This window comes from Chloroflexota bacterium (assembly GCA_009840355.1).
Taxonomy (GTDB): Bacteria; Chloroflexota; Dehalococcoidia; order Lucifugimonadales; family JADFKI01; genus Bin90.
In genome coordinates this window covers 1-18,490 of record VXNZ01000051.1, presented here as the reverse complement: position 1 = coordinate 18,490, position 18,490 = coordinate 1, and the positions used below count along the sequence as shown (strand labels likewise).

Here is an 18,490-nt window from a genome sequence, read left to right as displayed (position 1 = left end):
ACCAGGGTGACGCACCCCAGTTTTAGAATACGGATTGATAAGCTCTCGCAATTTCCGGTCATTGCGTCGTTACGGTTTCCTGCTGTGGGGATTTAGCCTCTGTCCGGGCTCACGTACCACTCGTTGATGTATGCGGAACGAGTCATCCATCTGCTTCACCGGAGGAGACATCAATCCGATCACATTCGAAGCGCATTTCACAGGCTACAGGTTATACCAGTTCGTTTTAGTTATGACATGAAAGAGACAACTACATGAAGCGTCTGTTTTGCTTAACAAAAAGTAACGGATAGCAAATTGCAGCCCCAGTCCCAACTACCTTATCTGCGAATTGGTGCTCATCGGGCACGAAAGACTGCCGGCCTGTGCTAGGCGATTCAGTATGGAGGCGAGCAGATCTTCGCCGTCTCGCTATGCGCCAATGGCAGTGGGCAGTTCGGCGTATGCGTCTGCTAACATACGTTCAGCAGGTGAGTAACGGAAGCAGCGTTGAAAAGGAGTATGAGATGGTATTGTACCAGTTGGACTACATCCTGCACGAACCCAGTGAGGATCAAGCGTGGCTCTATATGGCAGAGATACCTGACCTCCCCGGCTGTCGCGCATGGGCGGAAAGCGCTAACGCCGTTTTAGCTGAACTGTCCGTTGTAGCCGAGCAGTTCATCATCTCCTACAAAGAGAGAGGTGACCAACTGCCTGCGGCGATAGCCCAGTCTCTGAATGGCCAGGGCCGGATTTCCGTAGCCGTATGACTTACAGAGAATTGACCCGAAAGCTCAGGAGACTAGGGTGCGCCTTCGACCGACAAGCGGGAGGCTCCCATGAAATTTGGATAAACCTATCCAACAATCGGCGCACTAGCGTTCCACGCCATGGTAGTCGGGACTTGGCAACAGGAATGATCCACGGAATCCGAAGGGACTTGGGTATCAGCAGACGGGAATTTGACCGGGCTTAGCGACAGGAAAATCCTGGTAAACGTTGAGGATGTGTAAGCATGGCAGACATACAACCAATCACCGCCAAAGCGGACTACGACGCGGCATTGGCGCGCGTTTCCGAGTTGATGTATGCGCGGACCGGACCAGAGGGACAGATAGAAGACGCGAACCATCCCGCCAGAGTGGAACTTGACGCTCTTGTTGACCTGATAGAAAAGTATGAGAGCGAACACTACCCGATAGAGCACCCCGACGCCGTTACCGCAACCTAGTCTGAGTGCGCGGCACTCAATCCTCCCGCTCGCAGAACACCCGCCGCTCGTCCGGATACACGCCGTCAATCAGTGCCCTGTGAACATACTCGTTGACGCACTCATTGTCTGGATATACGCCGTGCCTCGCGTGGGAAGTCTCCAACAGGTAGCCGTTGCTCAAAACCTCGAAAGCGAATTCCTCGGATTCTCCAAACGAAGTTATCGGGTCAGTGCGGTTGCCGACCACCAAAACAGGTACGCCGCTGCCGTCCAGCGGGACACCGAGAGGCTCCGGCGCGAACTGGTCGTAGAAGGGGCAAGCGCTGGGAAAATCGAAGTCTGACGCTTCTATCAACGGGTATCTTTCTTTGGACAAAGCATCGAACACTGCCGAGTCGTCTAGCCGGGTGGCGCGGTCTAACTTAGGTTTCAGCGCGAAGCTGTCCAAGCAATTGACATGACCCGTGAAGTTCACTGCGGTGGGATCGTCATCCAGCTGCCACATCACATATCCGAGCAAGATTGTCGGGTCGTCGTCGTCCTGCAACTCATGCAATCCCTGCCATAGCGAGGGCCACTCCTCTTCGTCATACAAGGTCGAAACCACACCCAGGAACGCAGCGTATGGAACGCCGCCCGCCGCGTCGTTGACCAGATGCAGCTTCTCGGCGGCGCGATAGTAGTAGCCAATCGGATCGCCGTCATTGTATATCGGACATTCCGGGCTGTCGCACGCCGCCAACGCCCGCTTGAGATTCTCTTCTAAGGGCGCGGACTCCTCAAAAAACTCTTCTATGCGCTCTTGCTGCGTGTTGGCTTCGTCAACCGGGTTGTCCGCGCCGTCCACTACCATCGCTCTGACCGAATCGGGAAAGAGCGTGGCATACCAGACGCCCAGCGCAGAACCGTAAGAGAAGCCGAGATATGATATTTGCTCCGCGCCTAACGCCTTGCGTATTTCGTCCATGTCCCTGGCGACATATTCGCTGTGCAGCAGAGCGCCGACAGGCCCCATAGACTGGATGCACAGATTGGCAGCTGCCTCGCCGACGGCTATCTCTTCCGGCATGTCTATATCGCCGTCGATTGCGCCGAGCAGCGCCAGCCTCTCGCCGGGAGCGCCGCAGGCGAATTCAGGATCAGACACGCCGACTCCACGCGGGTCGAACCCTACGATGTCGAAACGTGATACAAGCTCATCGTCGAAGACATGCTCAGGATAACGGGGAAGCCACAAGCCGCTCTCGCCCGGCCCGCCGGGGTTCACGAACAGGTAGCCTATCCGCTCATCCGGGGAATCGGCGCGGCGCATATTGACCGCGATTTTGATGCTGCCGGCTTCGGGGTTGCGATAGTCCGCGGGAGCGTCCAGTATGCCGCACTCCACCCCGCCGCCGCATGGAAACAAGTCTATCTTTTCGGCGGATGCTTCGGGCGCTTTCTTTCCTGCGGCATCGTCGGAATCCAGCTCGAACGCTCTGTTGAAATCGGCAGTCGCACTGTCGTAATCATCTTCTTTGGCGTGGATGTACCCACGCAGCGCGTAGATTTCTGCCAAGTATGTCTTGATGTCCGCGTCGGCCGGGTCTAGCTTTATTGCTCGCTCGAAATCCGCAATCGCGCTGTCGTAATCGCCTTTGAGGTAATAGGAGTCTCCCCGAAAATAGTAGGCGTAAGAGTCGTCCGGATACAGTGCGAGCGCAACGCTGAAGTCGGCAATCGCGCTGTCGTAGTCATTGATGAAGTAGTGAGCTTCTCCTCGAAAGTAGTAAGCGTCGCCGGCATAGTCCGAATCCGACTCGATTGCAGTGGTGAAGTCGGCAATCGCTTTACCGTAATCATCTTTGAAGTAATAGATCTCTCCACGCAGATAGTAAGCGTCAGCGGCAAAGTCTGAATTCAGTTCGATAGCCTTAGTGAAGTCCGCAATAGCCTTATCGTCGTTATTGTCGAAGTAATGAACCTCTCCCCGGAGGTAGTATGCGTCAGAGTGCCCGGGATTCATCTCTATCGCTTTGTCGAAATCTGCAATCGCAGCGTCATAATCGTAATTCTCGTAGTAGGCGCCTGCTCGCAAGAAATAAGCTGATGCACCTGTGGCCTTAGCAATCTCGCTATTGTTGTTGGGGTCTAGTTCAATCGCTTTGGTGTAATCGGCAATTGCTTTGTCGTAATCCTCTTCTATGATGTAAACAAGCCCTCGGAAATAGTAGGCGTCAACATAGTCCGGATTCAGTTCGATTGCTTTGCTGAGATTGGTTATCGCGTTGTCAATCTCGTCGTTTTCGTAACTATCGACTCCTAGCTCGAAGTATTCTTCATAAGTAAGGGTAGCGGTCGGAGCAGGCGCAGGCGTATGTGTGGCAGTAGGCGCGGGCGTCTTAGTCGGCTGAGGCGTGGAAGTTGCGGTGGGCTGCGCCGCGATCGTCTCTTGCACTCGTGCTTCTACAGTCGCATCCAAGTTGGTGGCATTAACGGGATCGGACACAGTTGCCGGTTCGGGGCTCGTCGTATCACCGCAAGCCGCAAGTGCCATCATGCCGAGAATCAGCGCCACAGCCCACAGACGTTTCATTAGATAACGCCCTCTTCCTTCAACCCAGCCAGTTCCTCATCCGACAGCCCCAGCGTGTCACCGTATATTTCTTCGTTGTGCATCCCAAGCGTGGGTGCGCCATAAGGCTCCGGCAGCTCGCCGCCCGAGAATATCACCGGAAAGCCTGCCACAATGCCCGGCACAGGCTCGGCAATCTTGCCGTGCCGCATGGGGAGCAGACTGCGCCTGTCCCAGAAGTGTCGGTCGTTTATCGCTTCGTCCACGCTGCGAACTGCGCCGCTCGGAACATCGTGAACTTCAAAGCGCTCCAGAGCCTCCGCGCGCGTCAGCTTCTTCACGCGCTTCTGTATCTCCTCGCGCGCCTCGACGACATTCGCCGTGCGGCTATGGAACTCGGCGAAGCGTTCGTCAGTCAGTAGCTCGGGCGCTTCGAGCGCGTTGCACAGACGTACCCACTGGTCGTTGCTCGCCGCAGTGATGGTCAGCTCGCCGTCCGATGTGCGATATAGCCCCGTGGGACCGCCGCGCGTGGTGTTGCCCATACGCAGCGGTAAGCCCATCTCCACATCGTCCTCCAGCGTGTCCATCAGCATTATGGAAGTCAGCGTATCCATCATGGATACATCGAGGTACTGCCCTTTGCCGGTGCGTTCTTTGTCGCGCAGCGCGGCGAGTATCGCGTAGCAGGCGAACAGCGGCGTTACGAGGTCGCCGATGTAGAATCCCACCCGAGTTGGCGGCCCGTCGGGATGCCCGTTGATTTCCATCAGCCCGCTCATGCCCTGAATCTGCGGGTCGTGCGCGGGACGGTCGGCGTACTCGCCGGTCTGCCCGTAGCCGGATATGGAGCAGTAGATGATGCTCGGATTCACGGCGGAAACATCGTCGTAGCCCAAGCCCATGCGCGTGAGCGAGCCGGGCGCGAGGTTTTCCAGCATGACATCGCACGACTTGGCGAGGTCGAGGAACATCTGCCGTCCTTGCGGATGCTTGAGGTTGAGCGTAACGCTCTTGACGCCTTGATTGCGCTTAAGAAATCGGGTGGATATATCTTCGGGCGTCTGCTGCTGCGGGTGCTTGCCTTCTGTCCCGATGAACGGGCCGTTACCGCGCACAGGATCGCCCTTGCCGGGCAGTTCGACTTTAATGACCTCCGCGCCAAGTCGCGCAAAGTTCATGCTGGCGAACGGCCCCGCCAAAAAGCCCGTTACCGCCAGCACCCGTATGTCTTTGAGAGGTTGCATGTTGCCTCCGGTGAAGTTCATCAGTGGTTCAGTATTTCAGTCGGTCAGTCTGTTGGGTATTTTACAACATTCTGCGGTTTGCGCTGCCCGCGTCAGCTAATCGTGTCGGATAGTAACGGGGCTGCTGCAGGCGCAAGTTGCGTATGCGATAAAATAAAAACAGGGCGAACGGAAATTGATTTGAAGTCCGTTCGCCCTGAACTTATGCAAGCAAGCAAATTTCGTTGCCGCACTAACGCCGCAGCGAGAAGTAGCGGATGTCCTCCGGCGGTGCGCCGGGCCCGCCGTTATCCACCAGCACCAGCCTGCCGGAGTGTTCTTCCGTCACGATGAAGCAGATAAAACCTCTGAGACCATTGTCAGGACCGCCCCAGCGCTCTAATGCGAAATCTCGAGGTATAACGATTTCCGCTTGCCCGCCGCAATGTCTTGCTCCGCCCCATAGATAGACGCGGCCATCCGGATAGAGGCGCCTTTCCCTTGCGGTAGCGTTATCATCAGGCGAAGCCTGCACTGTCAGCCTTGTGGCGGCGGCTTTCGCATACGCCTCTGCGTCGCTCTGATGTCCGTTTACCTGAATGTCGATTAGCAAGAATTCATGCCCGCGCGGCGCCCTCTCAGGATTCAAAGCCTCTGTTCTGTCAATCATTTGTGCGGATTCCTTACCCCAGAACACCCTCTCTTCTCTGACTCTCAGAGTTAGTCCGTCCACATTCTCCACAAGTAAGCGCTGCCCGATTGGAACGGGATTGTCCCATGTTAATCCATAAGGGAGTGGCGTTGGAGTTGGCGTGAGCGTGGGCTTGGGTGTGTTCGTTGCCGTGGGCGCGGGTGTGTTCGTAGGTGGCACGGGCGTAGCAGTTGGAGGTTCGGGCGTGTCCGTTGGAGTCGGCGTGATTGTGGGCGGCACAGGTGTGTCCGTAGGTTCAGGTTCGGGCGTGTTCGTAGGCGGCACGGGTGTGTCCGTAGGTTCAGGTTCGGGCGTGTTCGTAGGTGGCACAGGCGTGTTCGTAGGCGGTACGGGCGTGTCCGTGGGTTGCGCTTCAATGGTCGCCTGAACGCTGGTTGAGACGGCTGCGACTACTGCGGCTGTCGCCTGAATCTGAGCTTCCGCGGTCGCCTGAGAGTCGGCTGCGACGGTTGCCTGCACATCCTGCGTCGGCACCGGCGTAGGCGTGAGCGGTGGTAGCGGCTGCGTGGCGGTGGGTTCCTCACCACCACATGCAAGCAGAATTATGCTTAAGGCTGCGATGATCGTAAGAATGAGGGGTTTCACTGCAAATCCTCCAAGCATAGGGAATAAATTGCACCCCATAAATATACAACAGCCAAAACAAACTGTGCTATCAAACAAGTGCGATTAAGTATCGCTTATCTTAACATCGTCGTATATGCCCTTGCTACAGGTATAAGCTTGCGCGGGGTTAGTATCTGTCCTAGATTCAGGACGACCAAGCCAGACCCAGTCCCGCAGCGGCGTTCATAAGCCGCCTATCGCGTGACCACAACAGGTCGGCACCGGCAATCGAGACGGAAGCCAGAGATGAGCGTCGATATAGCCATAGCCGATGCCTCTGCCCATTGGGCGATGTCTTTCGATCAGGGAAAGCACGATGTCATCAGAAGCAACCGGGGACAGAGGTAGCCGCTTGAGTCGAGTCAAAGTCGCGGTACGATTAGGAAGATTGCCACAAGCCAATTCGCCAATCACCATAGGGTGCATCAGCACTTCTCTGCTGTCCAGAAGATTTACAAGCTGCGAGTTTTCTGAATGAAAGTGGTCTATCCACACGAATGTATCCGCGAGAATCATTAGAATGGCTCGCTCCTGCGCCGCGGGATAGGCTTGATGTCGGGCATAGTGCCGCCCATCCTAGCCAGCGCGCGGGCGCTTTCACGCTCAACCAACGCCTTCAAACTCGCGTTCACTATCGCTGTTTTTCCTGATATGCCTGTAAGTTCCTGCGCTTCCTTCAGCAATTCGTCTTCGATGTTCACGGTTGTTCGTATATCAGTCACCTCTTTTCGGATTTACCGGACACAACCGGTTTATCAAACATAATGATTATGCGGCGCGCGTAGGTGCATCATGCGGGCTCGGCCGGTTAGGGGCCAGGGCTGTACGCCGCAGCGCTCTGCCCAGGATTCGTAGAGCGCTATCATCTCGGCGGCTTTGGGCGCGTTGCTTTCGACCAGATTGTTCAGCTCGGTGCGGTCATCGTCCATATCGTAGAGTTCCCACTCTCCGCCGACTTCAGCAACCAGCTTCCAGTTGTCGATGCGCAGCGCGCGGCTGCCCTCGTGCTCCCAGTAGATTGGCAAGTCGCGCTTCCACTCGCCGTTGTCGATGGCGTCCATGAAGCTGACGCCTTCGATGGGCGTGATGTCGTTGCCGTTCAGCTCGGTTGGATATGTCGCGCCACCCGCATCGATGCAGGTCGCTGGGATGTCCGAAATGTGCGTCGGTTCGTGGACTATACCCGCCTGCTTGATGTGCTCCGGCCAACTCACGATGAACGGCGTGGATATGCCGCCTTCGTGCGTCCAGCGCTTGAACAGGCGGAACGGGCTATTGCTCGCGTTTGCCCAGGGCAGGCTGTAGCTCATGAAAGTGTCGCCCGGTCCGGGACGCTGCCCCAGGATGTTGCCCATTTTCACGGATGTGCCGTCCGGATTCGGGCTTGCGTACTGCGACGGCTCCGGCCTATTCGAGTCTTCGGCTAGGAACTCTGCGCAGCCGCCATTGTCCGACAGAAACATCACCAGCGTGTTGTCCTCCGCGCCCATTTCGCGCACCTTGTCCATAATGCGTCCGATGCCCTGATCCATGCGGTCTATCATTGCGGCGTAGGTCGCCATCTTCAGGTCTTCCCAGTCCTTCTCGCTTTCATCTTCCCACGCGGTCGCGGATGCGTTGCGCGGCGAAATCTGCCACTTGTCGCTGAGAATGCCGCTCGCCTTCAGCTCTTCGTGGCGATCGGTGCGCAGCGTGTCCCAGCCGCCGCGATACTTGCCTTCGTAGCGAGCGATGTCTTCTTCGTGCGCGTGCAGCGGCCAGTGCGGTGCGGTGTATGTTACATGCAAAAAGAACGGCTTCTCCGCATCGCCGTTCGCGCTCGCACGGCTGTTTGCGGCGGCGTTCTCGTCGAGCATCTTCACCGCGTTGTCCGTGATGGCGTCCGTGAAGTAGTATCCCGCCGGATCTAGTTCCAGGAAGCGGTCGTCTTCCATCAGCAGGCGGGGGAAGAAGTAGTTTGCGCTGCCGGCGACGATGCCGTAGAAGCGGTCAAAGCCGCGCTGCGTGGGAATCGGGAAGCCTTCGCTACCCTTCAGCTCTTCCCAGCGGCTGTCGTCGAGCAGGTCGTAGCGGCCGCCCACATGCCACTTGCCGCTCATATATGTAGCGTAGCCGGCGGAGCGCAGCACCTCGGCGACTGTGGCGCAATTGCGGTTGAGATAGCCTTGATACTCGGGCGGTCCGAGCGCGTCCATCATGTGCCCGACGCCGGTCTGATGTGGGTTCAGCCCCGTCAGCAGCGATGCGCGAGACGGGCAGCAGCGCGCGGAATTGTACATCTGCGAAAATCGCAGCCCGTTCGCCGCCAGCCCGTCCAAGTTGGGCGTGCGTATCTCCGAGCCGTAGCAGCCCAGGTCCGAATAACCCATGTCGTCCGCCAGAATAAGCAAAATGTTCGGTCGCGTCATTGCATTACCTCAATAAGATTAACAGGATGGATAGGGTAGATAACGATAGGCTATGGATGGATTGTCACGTCAACCGCGCCTGAGCCTGAATAGGACGAATGTCGCGAATGCACGGCATAGTTCTGCCTGCCTACGCCTCTGCCTATTACGCTTGATAACTAACGCTAACCCTTTCTCACGGTTGGACGCCTGCAATCGGCGTTTCGGTTTGGCGATTCTAACAAGTAATTGTCCTTCGATAAGTTCAATACAAGTCCTAATATTAGATGGCTTTTCAGGCGAACCAGCGCATATCGTAACGTATAATATCAGAAGGACGCCGAAACAGTGAGCGATAAGAAATGGGACATACTATCTCACAACTTACGATTACCGACATAGATGCTGTCGACGCTCTCATGAAGAGCAATAGTGCGACACTTGGGTTTCTTCCTAAAGTGGCTCTTTCTGAGTATCTTGAGCGGGGAAATGTGCTCGGCGCTAGGGATGCCGACAATCAACTCGTCGGTTACCTCCTATACGGCTCTACCAAAAGCTACTTTCGTATAGCTCATCTCTGCGTATCTGAACAGAACCGTGGACAGGGGATTGCAAGGCGACTCTTCAATGCTCTGAAAAAAGAGCGGACTACGCAAGGGCGCATACGTTTAAGTTGCCGTCGTGATTTCCCTGCACGCAAGCTATGGCCTAAACTAGGCTTTATTCCGGTTGGTGAGAAACCTGGCCGTTCAGCAGAAGGGCACCTGCTGACTATCTGGCACTACAATCTCCCCAACACAGAAGATCAACTAAGTCTCTTTCAAGCAAGAATATCCGACGACGCAGTCGATGCCGTTATCGATGCTCAGATATTCTTCGACTTCAATGAACCTGACAGCAACAAAGCGATGCCGTCCAAAGCCCTTCTGGAAGATTTCTTGGTGGACTCTCTCAACATCTGGATAGACGACGAGTTACTCGTGGAAATCGACAGAAAAGCCGATGAAGAATGTCGGCAGATATCAATTCAGTGTTCAGATGCTTATGGACGGATCAACTACGACAAGCAAAAATCCGAAGAGATCGAGACCCAACTGAAAGGTATCCTACCCAGTCGTACCGAATCGGAGCAATCAGACATCAGGCACCTTTCTAACACTGCTGCCTCAGAGGCGAACATATTTGTAACAAGAGACACTGTCCTGCTAAAGAAGTCCAAGGAAATCCACGAACTGACTGACCTCGAAGTGCTGTCGCCGGAAGAACTTATCACTCAGATCCATGAAATTTCCGATAGGAAATCGTACACTCCCATTCGTGTATCAGGATTTGAGATCGAGTGGCGAAGACTGACTTCTCACGACATTGCATCCTTTCCTTACGGCTCATTTCTTATCCTCGGGGAAAGAAAAGGAAAGTTGGAGGAGAAATTAAAGTCGTTCTTCGCATATCCGGAACGCTATGAATGTGAACTTCTGTACTCAGAGAATAAACCTGTCTTTGCTCGGGTTCTTGAGAAGGAGGGCGATGAGTACATCGTTGTTCACTTTTCAAGAGTGTCGCCGTCAAGGGACTGTTCACTATTCGAGAGATTTGCAATTGCAGATACTATCTACAGAGCGATCTCCGACAAAATACCTATGGTGAAGTACCTGAAGTCAGACGAGACTCGTCAACTTCGGTCAAATCTGGCAGCAATGGGATTCACAGAAATTGAAGGCGGCTTTGTCCGATTCTGTTTCTCAATATGCATGAGTCAAGCCGAAACTCTAAGTGCAATTTCAGAACTGTCCCCAAACTCCCAGTCAGCTTACCAGAAAATGACGCCTTTAGACTTGGAAATGTATTGCTCTCCCGTGAGCATGTCAGCAAACCAAAGACACTTTCTGATACCCATCAAGGCGTCCTACGCAATGAGCCTTGTAGATAGGTTCCAGTCCGCACAGGACATGTTCGGAGGTAAGCCAAGTGTGCTACTCCGTTGGGACAACGTGTACTATCGCAAAAAATCCTTACATAACATGATCAAAGTTCCCGCTCGTATCCTGTGGTATGTGAGTGGGAAGAACCAACGAAAAGTTGTAGCCGTATCACGCCTTGATGCCGTTGAACTGGACAGACCAAGCGCACTTTATAAGAAATATGCAGGGTTCGGCATACTGGAATGGGAGGACCTTTATGAACTGTGCGATCGGGATGTTGATGCTGACATAATGGCACTGAAGTTTTCCCACACATTTACATTCCGAAATCCAGTCGCTCTTAATGAATTGAGGAAGATTTTCTTGGAGGAAGAGAATCGCAATCTAAATGTGCAATCGCCAGTTCAAATGGACTTCTCAACATTCGAGCGTGTGTTTCAACTTGGATTTTCTAGGGGAAACTGAATGGCAAGAAGGTTGTTGATGTCAATGAAGACTAACTAATTGGTCTTCGCAGCATTGGGTAAAGCATCAGGCAATTAGGTGATTTCTGGAGAATCTGACACCTACTCTGATTTCTGCAAGTCTCTCAATTTCATCCGAAGGCGTCCACAAGCCCAGCATGCCCTTGCACGGTATCAGCTCGACGGGTTGCACATCCGCGAGCAGCCACGCATACGCGCCTTCGTGAAGCGCAATGCATGCCGCGTCCTCATCGGCGGCTTCCATTAGGCGGCAGTCGTACAGCCGCGCAATGGCGATGATGCCGCCGGTAGGAAGATCATCATGAGGGCGCGCGCTGGCGTGGATAGCGAGTGGACCGCGATAGTTCGTGCGCCAAGTGCGCGTCTCGATGGTCTTGCGCCCGTCCGCGACCATGCTCGCCCAAGGTTGCCGCAGCGAAAGCGCCCTTATCATCCTCTATATCCTGTCCATCTTGTTAAGCGCCCACATCGCGCACCAGCCAACCGCGATGCCAAGCAGTAAGCCAACTAGCAAGCGAAAAACGGATAGTGGGAACGAGAATGATGCATCGGCAGAACCCAAGCCCAGTATGACGAAGTGGAACGGTCTGCTTGACGCCGTAACCGCGACGACCGCGCCAACCAGCATGCCGACTGTCGCGGGTATGACGCTTGCGTCGCTGTCGGATTGCCGCGCGAAGACTGCCGCCAAGATTGCGACACAAGCAGCGGCGGCAGGCAGCGCCGCAAATTGGCGTATTGCGTAGATGGGATACACCGACCAATGGATTTCCACGCTTGGAGCGGACAGCGTCAACACTACGACTGCGAGTATGCCGGGCAGGTTGAACGCCACCGCGACTATCGCGCCTATGACTGCGCCCAAACTCGCGGAGATTCGCAGGCGTCCGCTGGTGAGCAGTCCGCTTGCGCCGCCTAGCAGCGCAGCCGCGCCAACTATGCCGCTGAACCTCGTCAGCAGAAAATTGTAGTCCGTGTCGTACTCGCGCGTCTGCGTTGCGAGTACGACGATTATCGCCTGCGCCAAGCACAGCGCAATGCCCACGACAACGCCGACAAGCGTGCCTAGCGCGAAGCCGTCCGCGCGCTGCGGCGCTAAACCGAGCCGTATGTTCGCGCCTGCCAGAGCACCGACGACAACGCCGACGAGAATCTCCGCGAACGAGTGGACGGCGAGTTGGTATCGCCACGCGCCGTCCACATAGTTTTGGAATATCTCGACGCTGCCGTTGATCAGCGCGAGCCATAAGCCGCACACCGCGCCAATCACCACTGCGGCGGCGATGGATTTCAGCAACGGCTTTCTCCCAGGGTCCAACAGGATAGACGGGATATTTCACTCCATCCTAACCTTCCCTCATCAAAGGGGAAGGGACTACTTGGTTGATCAGCGGTCGAACCAGAGGCCGGATAATATCCCGGTTACCGAGCCGACAATGACGCATACTGTAATGCTGGTGAAAAGTGTGGCTATCACTCCTACGGAACCACCAACCAGCACCCCCTTGATGACGGTGAACGACAGTCCCAAGCCTTCATAATGGCCTGCTCGCGCTCCCAGAATGCCGCCTACTATGACGCATGTAAGCGCGCTGGCTGACAGAGTCGGAAACACGGCGGCTGCCTGCGTTTCCTGACTCGCGCCTGATATGACATAGGCGCAGCTGCCGACCACCAGAGCTATGATCACACAAGAAGCGGAGCCGAAGAAGATACCTATCATGCCGCCCAGAAGAGCGTCTCTGGCGTACTCATCAAACAGAGACTTTTTAGGGTTGTGCATAAGCGATTATGCGGATATAGGAGTATCCCCCGCTCCAACCCTCCCCCAATGGGGGGAGGGAGATAAGGATTTCTAAGTCGTTACCGCGCCCAGCGAAGCCGAAGATACCAACTTGGCGTACTTGGCGAGCACGCCGCGATCGTAGTTGGGTGGCGGCGCTGTCCACTCTGCGCGGCGCTGCGAAAGTTCCTCGTCGCTGAGATTCACGTTGAGTTGGCGCGCCTCTGCGTCGAACGACACGATGTCGCCGTCTCGCAGCAATCCGATGGGACCGCCCACAGCCGCTTCCGGCGCGACATGCCCTATGCACGGTCCGCGAGACGCGCCGGAGAAGCGCCCATCCGTCAGCAGCATCGTGGAATCGCCCAATCCGGCACCCATTATTGCGCCCGTTACGGCGAGCATTTCCTGCATGCCCGGTCCGCCCTTCGGACCTTCGTAGCGCACGACAACCACATCGCCGTGGGTGATTTCGCCGTTCACAATCGCGTCGAACGCGGGACGCTCGCCGTCGAACACGCGCGCCGGCCCTTCGTGCGCCGTGTGCTTCGTGCCGGACACCTTGATGACCGCGCCCTCCGGAGCGAGGTTGCCCTTCAGGATGGCGAGTCCGCCGGTCGGGCTGCGAGGCGCGGATACGGGATGAATCACGCGGCTATCCGGCTCCGGCAAGTCAAGTTCGTCTAGGTTCTCTGCGATGGTCTTGCCTGTGATGGTGAGCGCGTCGCCGTGCAGCAAGCCGGCGTCGAGCAGCTGCCTCATCACGACCGGCACGCCGCCGGACTTGTCCATGTCGGACATGACGAAGCGGCCGCCGGGTCGTAGGTCGGTGATGTACGGCGTGCGGCGGCTTATCTCGTCGAAGTCGTCTATGCTCAACTCGACCTGTGCTTCGTGCGCGATGGCGAGCAGGTGCAGCACGGCGTTGGTCGAGCCTCCCATAGCCATGACCACCGTGATGGCGTTCTCGAACGCCTCGCGCGTCATTATGCTCTGCGGCGTTATGCCGCGCTCTAGCATGCTGTACATATACTCGCCTGCCGTGTGCGCCACATTTTCATTGCGCGGATCGACTGCAGGTATGGAAGACGCGCCGGGTATGGACATGCCCATCGCCTCTATCGCGGACGACATCGTGTTTGCGGTGAACATGCCGGAGCATGCGCCCTCGCCGGGGCACGCCACTCGCTCCATAGCGATGAGTTCGTCCAGCGAAAGCTCGCCTGTGGAGAACGCGCCGCACGCTTCGTACATATCTTGAATGTTGATGTCCTGTCCCATGTAGTTACCGGGCAGTATCGCGCCTCCGTACACGAATATGGCGGGCACATCCATCCGCGCCATAGCCATCATCGCGCCGGGCATATTCTTGTCGCAGGCCGCCACCACGATGAGGCCGTCCATTCCCTCCCCGAATGTAACGGTCTCGATGGAATCGGCGATGACCTCGCGGCTGACTAAGGACGCTTTCATGCCCTCGGTGCCCATGGATATGCCGTCGCTGATGGTGATGGTGCCAAACATGAAGGGAACGCTGTTTGCGTCCCACAAGCCTTGCTTGACCTTCTGCGCGATGCGGTCGAGATGCACATTGCAGGGCGTCACATCGCTTGCCAGATTCGCGATGGCGACGAACGGCTTGTTGAAGTCGTCATCCTGCAAGCCTACGGCGCGGAGCATCGAGCGAGCGGGCGCTCTATCCGGCCCGTCCACCACGACATGGCTCTTGTGCCGCAGCATAGAAACTGTGTCGATTGCCATAACTAACTCTTCTCCTTCTCGTTTTTTTGTGCAATCTATTATAGTCCCTTCCCGCCATTCAGGGGGAAGGGCAGAACGGGGCAAACTGACTAAATCAACTCCCAACAGATTAAAAACAATTCACCCGCTCATAGAACTCGCCCGCCAGCCGAATCGTCTCCGCAATCTCCTCCGGCGAGCGCACGCGGCGGAGGTATTCGCCGACGGCAGCGCCCGTCGAGCCGCCGAATTCCACTTCGATAGCCATGCGTTCCATCACATTCATCAGCTCCTCTGCCGGGCGCGTGGAGAACAGCATCGCGTCGCACTTTGCGAAGTGCGTCATCGCCTCCATCTGCGAATATGTGAAGAACTTGTCATAGTCCGATGGCTGAAGCTCGATGCCGCCGATGGTCGTAGGCCCGCCCGAGAACGGTATAAACGCAACCGTCCCCACGAGGACAATCACTACCACCAGCATCGCAATAACAAACGGATGCCGCGCCAACCGCTTGAACCCGCGTCTATGCGGCGCGCGTGCCAGAGCAGGCGGCGGCGTAGGCGGAACAGGCACAGGTGGCACGGGCGCCGCAGCAGATTGCCCCGGGGCAGCCCGACCACGACCCGCAATCGCCCGGAAGCCCGTAACGACAATCGCAATCAGTCCAATTACCGCAAGAATGCCGGTAATCGGACGCAGGATGCCGATCCTATCGTTTCGTTTCGTCTTGGCGTGTTCGTTGTTCATCTCATCACCAAACCCTAAACGAAGTCAGCCATAGCCGCCGAAATCGCGGCGCAGCCAATTTTGCCAGAATTATAGCACGACAACAGCCCGCGAGAACCGACGCATATCAGTTTAGACGATTTCACAAATCCCTAATGTTGTCATTCCCCACTGTTCTTGTCATTCCGAATACTCCTCCCTTGTCATTCCGAACACAGTGAGGAATCTGAAGCATGTCCCTGCGAAGGCAGGGATTGTTGCATGCAGACCTGTTTCCGACTTTAGATTTCTTGCGTTCGCTCGAAATGACAGATATAAATTGCAAATGACAGGCAAAGATTGCATTTATGAAATCGTCTTATCAGTTAGAAATATGCATAAAAATAGGGGTACGCATTTCGCGTACCCCCATGATTTTCGATGTGTGCGAGCGAATCGCGCCGCTATTCGGGCTTGTGCTTTTCGATTAGGGCAAGCGCCCTTTCGTCTAAGCCCACTAGCGGTCTGCCGGAATCGTAGTATGCTATGCCGAGGTCCACGTCGCGGTGAATCTTCTCGAAGTCCCGCGTGCCTTGCCATTCGCTCTTCAATTCGGCGAACAACGCCTCTATCTGCTCCCTCTTGAACATTTTCCCCTCTTGTCCAGTGATAAGGGGCAACCCGCGGGCTGCCCCTATATCTCGCAGCTTGTGCTATCGGCTATTCGTCGCCGCGCGTCGTGCCGCCCTCGTCGAGGATCTTCTTCAGCTCAACGGCGAAGTCCATAATCTCCTCGGTCGGGAGCATGTCGTTCTCTAGCTTCTCCTTGAACTCCTCGAACAGCCACTCTTCGCGGCGTCCGTGCGGAATCTCGAAGAACTGGCGGTTGAACTGTGGCAGCGAACCGGGCCCGAAGTAACCCTTCTCGGGGATTTCGTAGCCCTCGAGGTTGTCCGTGCCCTTACCAAGGACTTCTCCGGTCTCGACATAGTGTTCCATGACGGCAGGCGCGCCGTACTTCTGGATGGGGCAGACTTTCATGCAAACGCCGCAGCCATCGTAACGTGCCATCACCGGACGACAGCGTTCGTAGATGAGCTTGTTCTTTTCGGCGCCTCGCCACCAGACCTTTTCCTTCACCAGCGCGCGCCCCGGGCAGCGGTTCACGCAGACCTGGCAGACCTGGCAGAAGTTGTGCAGACCGTAGTCGATAGGCTCGTCGTAGGTTACCGGCGCGTCGGTGGTGATCATCGCGAGGCGCGCCCTAGAGCCGAAGTGCGGGGAAAGCAACTGGCCATTCGCGCCAAGCTGCCCCAGACCGGCTGCGACGAACATGGGGATGTAAACGCCGCTGTTGTCGTTCGGGCTGTGCACCTGCGCGTGGTAGCCGAGGCTGCGTATGTAGTCCGCGAGGTCGAGCGCGAGCGCGCCTTCGATCTCGTATGTGCCAAAGTGGGCGAACTCAGCCTCAAGGCTGGGGATCGTCTGCGTCTGATAGTAGTCCTGTTCAAGCGCGAGGCAGATGGTGTGCTCGTACTTGACCCAGCGCTTCTTGCTGGCATAGGCATACTTGTGGTCGAACTTGGTGAAGCCAACTTCGCCAAAGCCAAGCTCGCGCGCCTTCAGGCGGATGACATCGGTCATGTTCTTTCCGACTTCGGGCGTGCCGGTGGGCGCCAAATCGCCGGTGAGCAGGGACGCGTCCACAAGGGGCTGGTTCACCTCGTCGTGGCGCTCGCGGTACTTCAGAACTTCCTCGGTATAGACCGTCCAGACCCATTCGCGGTCGGCAGCCTTCTCGATATTCTGCGATTCTACGGGATAGATGCGGCTGTAGAAAGCGACATCCTCATCCTTCTTTGGGATACCGGGCACCGTCGCAAGGTCATCTGCGACGGGTATCTCTACATCGGGTTGCCCATGAAGCCTCCCCGGCCTCTTTACGACATGGCTAACGCTTTTTCTCGGAACTTCCTTAAGCATCTGTAAAGACTCCCTCCCGTAGTTTAGTTTTAGACGCTCTGGCGAGTGTACGACCATTTTCGGCTTATGTCAAGATTGAATACTCATTATTTTCTAATGATTGGGTAAGTGTCCGGGAAGTCTCCAAATTTAAGAATACAAATCTATACTTAAAGATGTGAAAGTTAATGAGAAGAAGTCTTTACTCGTTGAGTTCGACTTCGGCCCTATGGTTGCTCTTGGCTGCGCTGCTGCTATACAGCGGCGCAGTTCAGGCGCAGGGGATTACAGAGAATACCCCCACTCCGCATCCTCCTTCCCCTTCAGACGGAGGCGGAGCGTCCGGAGGCGGAGTGTCAGGCCAGGCCTCGCTTGAAGCCACTCCAACCCACATCCGCCCACCGAGGACGGGGTAACCGATCAAGCCAGTCTGCCAACTCCCACGGGGTTCACCGGCACATCAGGCAGGCGCAGCATAAGTCTTGATTGGAAGGATGTCGTGGGCGCGACCGAGTATGAAGTGGCGCAGTGGGACGGGCATGTAAGCCCTCCGCGCTGGCGCACCCTGCCGTTCAATAGCAACCGGAATTTCACCATCCGCTTCTCCGGTTCGAGCGCAGTAGTAAGCGGGCTGAGAGACGGCGCGAGCTACGCGCATGCGGTTAGAGCAAAGAACGGCAGTTCGCGCTCCAACTGGACATCTTACATCACCACATCCACTATCCTGCCGCCTCCGACCGGGTTCACCGGCGCATCAGGCAGGCGTAGCATAAGCCTTGACTGGAATGATGTCGCCGGAGCAACGCGATATGAAGTGACGCAGTGGGACGGGCATGTAAGCCCTCCGCGCTGGCGCACCCTGCCGTTCAATAGCAACCGGAATTTCACCATCCGTTTCTCGGGTTCGAGCGCAGTAGTGGGAGGGCTGATAGACGGCACGAGCTACGCGCACTCAGTCAGAAGTTACAACGGCAATGTATATTCCGTTTGGACGCCTTATATCACCACATCCGCTTTGCCGAAAAGGGGGGGCGACTCCGACGCCCACTCCAACGGCCACGAACACGCCTACTGCGACGTCGACGCCAACCCGCACACCAACGCCAACGGCTACGAACACGGCGACTGCTACGTCGACACCAACTCGCACATCCACGCCAACGGCCACGAACACGCCTACTGCGACGTCGACGCCAACCCGCACACCAACGC

The 18,490-nt window shown here is 56.2% G+C and carries 16 protein-coding genes and 3 pseudogenes; 5 read left to right on the top strand and 14 right to left on the bottom strand.

The window, feature by feature from the left end; translation table 11 throughout:
* Positions 1–506 precede the first annotated feature (506 nt).
* Genes F4X57_13630 through F4X57_13620 form a run of 3 tightly spaced genes read left to right on the top strand, consistent with a single transcriptional unit; the run spans position 507 to position 1,213 of the window.
* Positions 507–752 (top strand): hypothetical protein, encoded by a 246-nt coding sequence (locus F4X57_13630; protein ID MYC08190.1) that lies wholly within the window; start codon positions 507–509, stop codon positions 750–752.
* Positions 749–958: a type II toxin-antitoxin system HicA family toxin gene (locus tag F4X57_13625; protein MYC08189.1), complete on the top strand. Its 210-nt coding sequence runs from the start codon at positions 749–751 to the stop codon at positions 956–958. The genes F4X57_13630 and F4X57_13625 overlap by 4 nt, the downstream gene beginning before the upstream one ends.
* Before the next feature lie 39 nt (positions 959–997).
* On the top strand, positions 998–1,213 hold the full coding sequence (locus F4X57_13620; protein ID MYC08188.1) for a transcriptional regulator: 216 nt from the start codon (positions 998–1,000) through the stop codon (positions 1,211–1,213).
* 16 nt (positions 1,214–1,229) lie between these two features.
* Here F4X57_13620 and F4X57_13615 read toward each other — a convergent pair whose 3' ends face one another.
* From F4X57_13615 to F4X57_13590, 6 genes and pseudogenes are all read right to left on the bottom strand, one after another.
* Positions 1,230–3,770: an alpha/beta fold hydrolase gene (locus tag F4X57_13615; GenBank protein MYC08187.1), complete on the bottom strand. Its 2,541-nt coding sequence runs from the start codon at positions 3,768–3,770 to the stop codon at positions 1,230–1,232.
* Positions 3,770–5,017, bottom strand: coding sequence for a CoA transferase (locus F4X57_13610; protein MYC08186.1), 1,248 nt, complete (start codon positions 5,015–5,017; stop codon positions 3,770–3,772). The genes F4X57_13615 and F4X57_13610 overlap by 1 nt, the downstream gene beginning before the upstream one ends.
* Positions 5,018–5,765: 748 nt before the next feature.
* Positions 5,766–6,032: pseudogene (locus F4X57_13605) on the bottom strand (hypothetical protein).
* A 406-nt stretch (positions 6,033–6,438) separates the two neighbouring features.
* A pseudogene (locus F4X57_13600) lies at positions 6,439–6,809 on the bottom strand (type II toxin-antitoxin system VapC family toxin).
* The gene (locus tag F4X57_13595; GenBank protein ID MYC08185.1) at positions 6,809–7,006 is read right to left on the bottom strand and encodes a type II toxin-antitoxin system VapB family antitoxin; all 198 of its coding nucleotides are present in this window, start codon (positions 7,004–7,006) and stop codon (positions 6,809–6,811) included. The pseudogene F4X57_13600 and the gene F4X57_13595 overlap by 1 nt, the downstream one beginning before the upstream one ends.
* 42 nt (positions 7,007–7,048) lie before the next feature.
* Positions 7,049–8,701, bottom strand: coding sequence for an arylsulfatase (locus F4X57_13590; GenBank protein MYC08184.1), 1,653 nt, complete (start codon positions 8,699–8,701; stop codon positions 7,049–7,051).
* A gap of 341 nt (positions 8,702–9,042) precedes the next feature.
* Between F4X57_13590 and F4X57_13585 the strand changes: the two genes are divergently transcribed.
* Positions 9,043–11,067, top strand: a complete 2,025-nt coding sequence (locus F4X57_13585) for a GNAT family N-acetyltransferase (protein MYC08183.1) — start codon at positions 9,043–9,045, stop codon at positions 11,065–11,067.
* Positions 11,068–11,133: 66 nt separating this feature from the next.
* On the opposite strand, the gene F4X57_13580 is transcribed toward F4X57_13585, so the two are convergent.
* The 8 genes from F4X57_13580 to F4X57_13545 all read right to left on the bottom strand — a co-directional run bounded on the left by F4X57_13580 (position 11,134) and on the right by F4X57_13545 (position 18,169).
* On the bottom strand, positions 11,134–11,517 hold the full coding sequence (locus F4X57_13580; protein ID MYC08182.1) for an ASCH domain-containing protein: 384 nt from the start codon (positions 11,515–11,517) through the stop codon (positions 11,134–11,136).
* A 6-nt stretch (positions 11,518–11,523) separates the two neighbouring features.
* The gene (locus tag F4X57_13575; GenBank protein ID MYC08181.1) at positions 11,524–12,384 is read right to left on the bottom strand and encodes a hypothetical protein; all 861 of its coding nucleotides are present in this window, start codon (positions 12,382–12,384) and stop codon (positions 11,524–11,526) included.
* Positions 12,385–12,474: 90 nt separating this feature from the next.
* The gene (locus tag F4X57_13570; protein MYC08180.1) at positions 12,475–12,870 is read right to left on the bottom strand and encodes a hypothetical protein; all 396 of its coding nucleotides are present in this window, start codon (positions 12,868–12,870) and stop codon (positions 12,475–12,477) included.
* Positions 12,871–12,942: 72 nt separating this feature from the next.
* Entirely contained in the window at positions 12,943–14,610 is a 1,668-nt protein-coding gene (gene ilvD, locus F4X57_13565; GenBank protein MYC08179.1) for a dihydroxy-acid dehydratase, read from the bottom strand.
* Between the two features lie 130 nt (positions 14,611–14,740).
* Positions 14,741–15,358, bottom strand: a complete 618-nt coding sequence (locus F4X57_13560; GenBank protein ID MYC08178.1) for a hypothetical protein — start codon at positions 15,356–15,358, stop codon at positions 14,741–14,743.
* Between the two features lie 422 nt (positions 15,359–15,780).
* The gene (locus F4X57_13555; protein ID MYC08177.1) at positions 15,781–15,966 is read right to left on the bottom strand and encodes a hypothetical protein; all 186 of its coding nucleotides are present in this window, start codon (positions 15,964–15,966) and stop codon (positions 15,781–15,783) included.
* Between the two features lie 70 nt (positions 15,967–16,036).
* The gene (locus tag F4X57_13550; GenBank protein ID MYC08176.1) at positions 16,037–17,356 is read right to left on the bottom strand and encodes a hypothetical protein; all 1,320 of its coding nucleotides are present in this window, start codon (positions 17,354–17,356) and stop codon (positions 16,037–16,039) included.
* Positions 17,357–17,980: 624 nt separating this feature from the next.
* A complete protein-coding gene (locus tag F4X57_13545; protein ID MYC08175.1) occupies positions 17,981–18,169 on the bottom strand; it encodes a hypothetical protein in 189 nt (62 codons plus the stop codon).
* 140 nt (positions 18,170–18,309) lie between these two features.
* Between F4X57_13545 and F4X57_13540 the strand changes: the two are divergent.
* Positions 18,310–18,490: pseudogene (locus F4X57_13540) on the top strand (beta-glucosidase).

Bases quoted from the DNA above. Each gene is read 5' to 3' on its own strand.
- F4X57_13630 (MYC08190.1), top strand. From the start codon at position 507: ATGGTATTGTACCAGTTGGACTACATCCTGCACGAACCCAGTGAGGAT.
- F4X57_13570 (MYC08180.1), bottom strand. From the start codon at position 12,870: ATGCACAACCCTAAAAAGTCTCTGTTTGATGAGTACGCCAGAGACGCT.
- F4X57_13610 (MYC08186.1), bottom strand. From the start codon at position 5,017: ATGAACTTCACCGGAGGCAACATGCAACCTCTCAAAGACATACGGGTG.
- F4X57_13560 (MYC08178.1), bottom strand. From the start codon at position 15,358: ATGAACAACGAACACGCCAAGACGAAACGAAACGATAGGATCGGCATC.
- ilvD (MYC08179.1), bottom strand. From the start codon at position 14,610: ATGCTGCGGCACAAGAGCCATGTCGTGGTGGACGGGCCGGATAGAGCG.
- F4X57_13620 (MYC08188.1), top strand. From the start codon at position 998: ATGGCAGACATACAACCAATCACCGCCAAAGCGGACTACGACGCGGCA.
- F4X57_13590 (MYC08184.1), bottom strand. From the start codon at position 8,701: ATGACGCGACCGAACATTTTGCTTATTCTGGCGGACGACATGGGTTAT.
- F4X57_13615 (MYC08187.1), bottom strand. From the start codon at position 3,770: ATGAAACGTCTGTGGGCTGTGGCGCTGATTCTCGGCATGATGGCACTT.
- F4X57_13545 (MYC08175.1), bottom strand. From the start codon at position 18,169: ATGGTGAAATTCCGGTTGCTATTGAACGGCAGGGTGCGCCAGCGCGGA.
- F4X57_13625 (MYC08189.1), top strand. From the start codon at position 749: ATGACTTACAGAGAATTGACCCGAAAGCTCAGGAGACTAGGGTGCGCC.
- F4X57_13585 (MYC08183.1), top strand. From the start codon at position 9,043: ATGGGACATACTATCTCACAACTTACGATTACCGACATAGATGCTGTC.
- F4X57_13550 (MYC08176.1), bottom strand. From the start codon at position 17,356: ATGGTCGTACACTCGCCAGAGCGTCTAAAACTAAACTACGGGAGGGAG.
- F4X57_13555 (MYC08177.1), bottom strand. From the start codon at position 15,966: ATGTTCAAGAGGGAGCAGATAGAGGCGTTGTTCGCCGAATTGAAGAGC.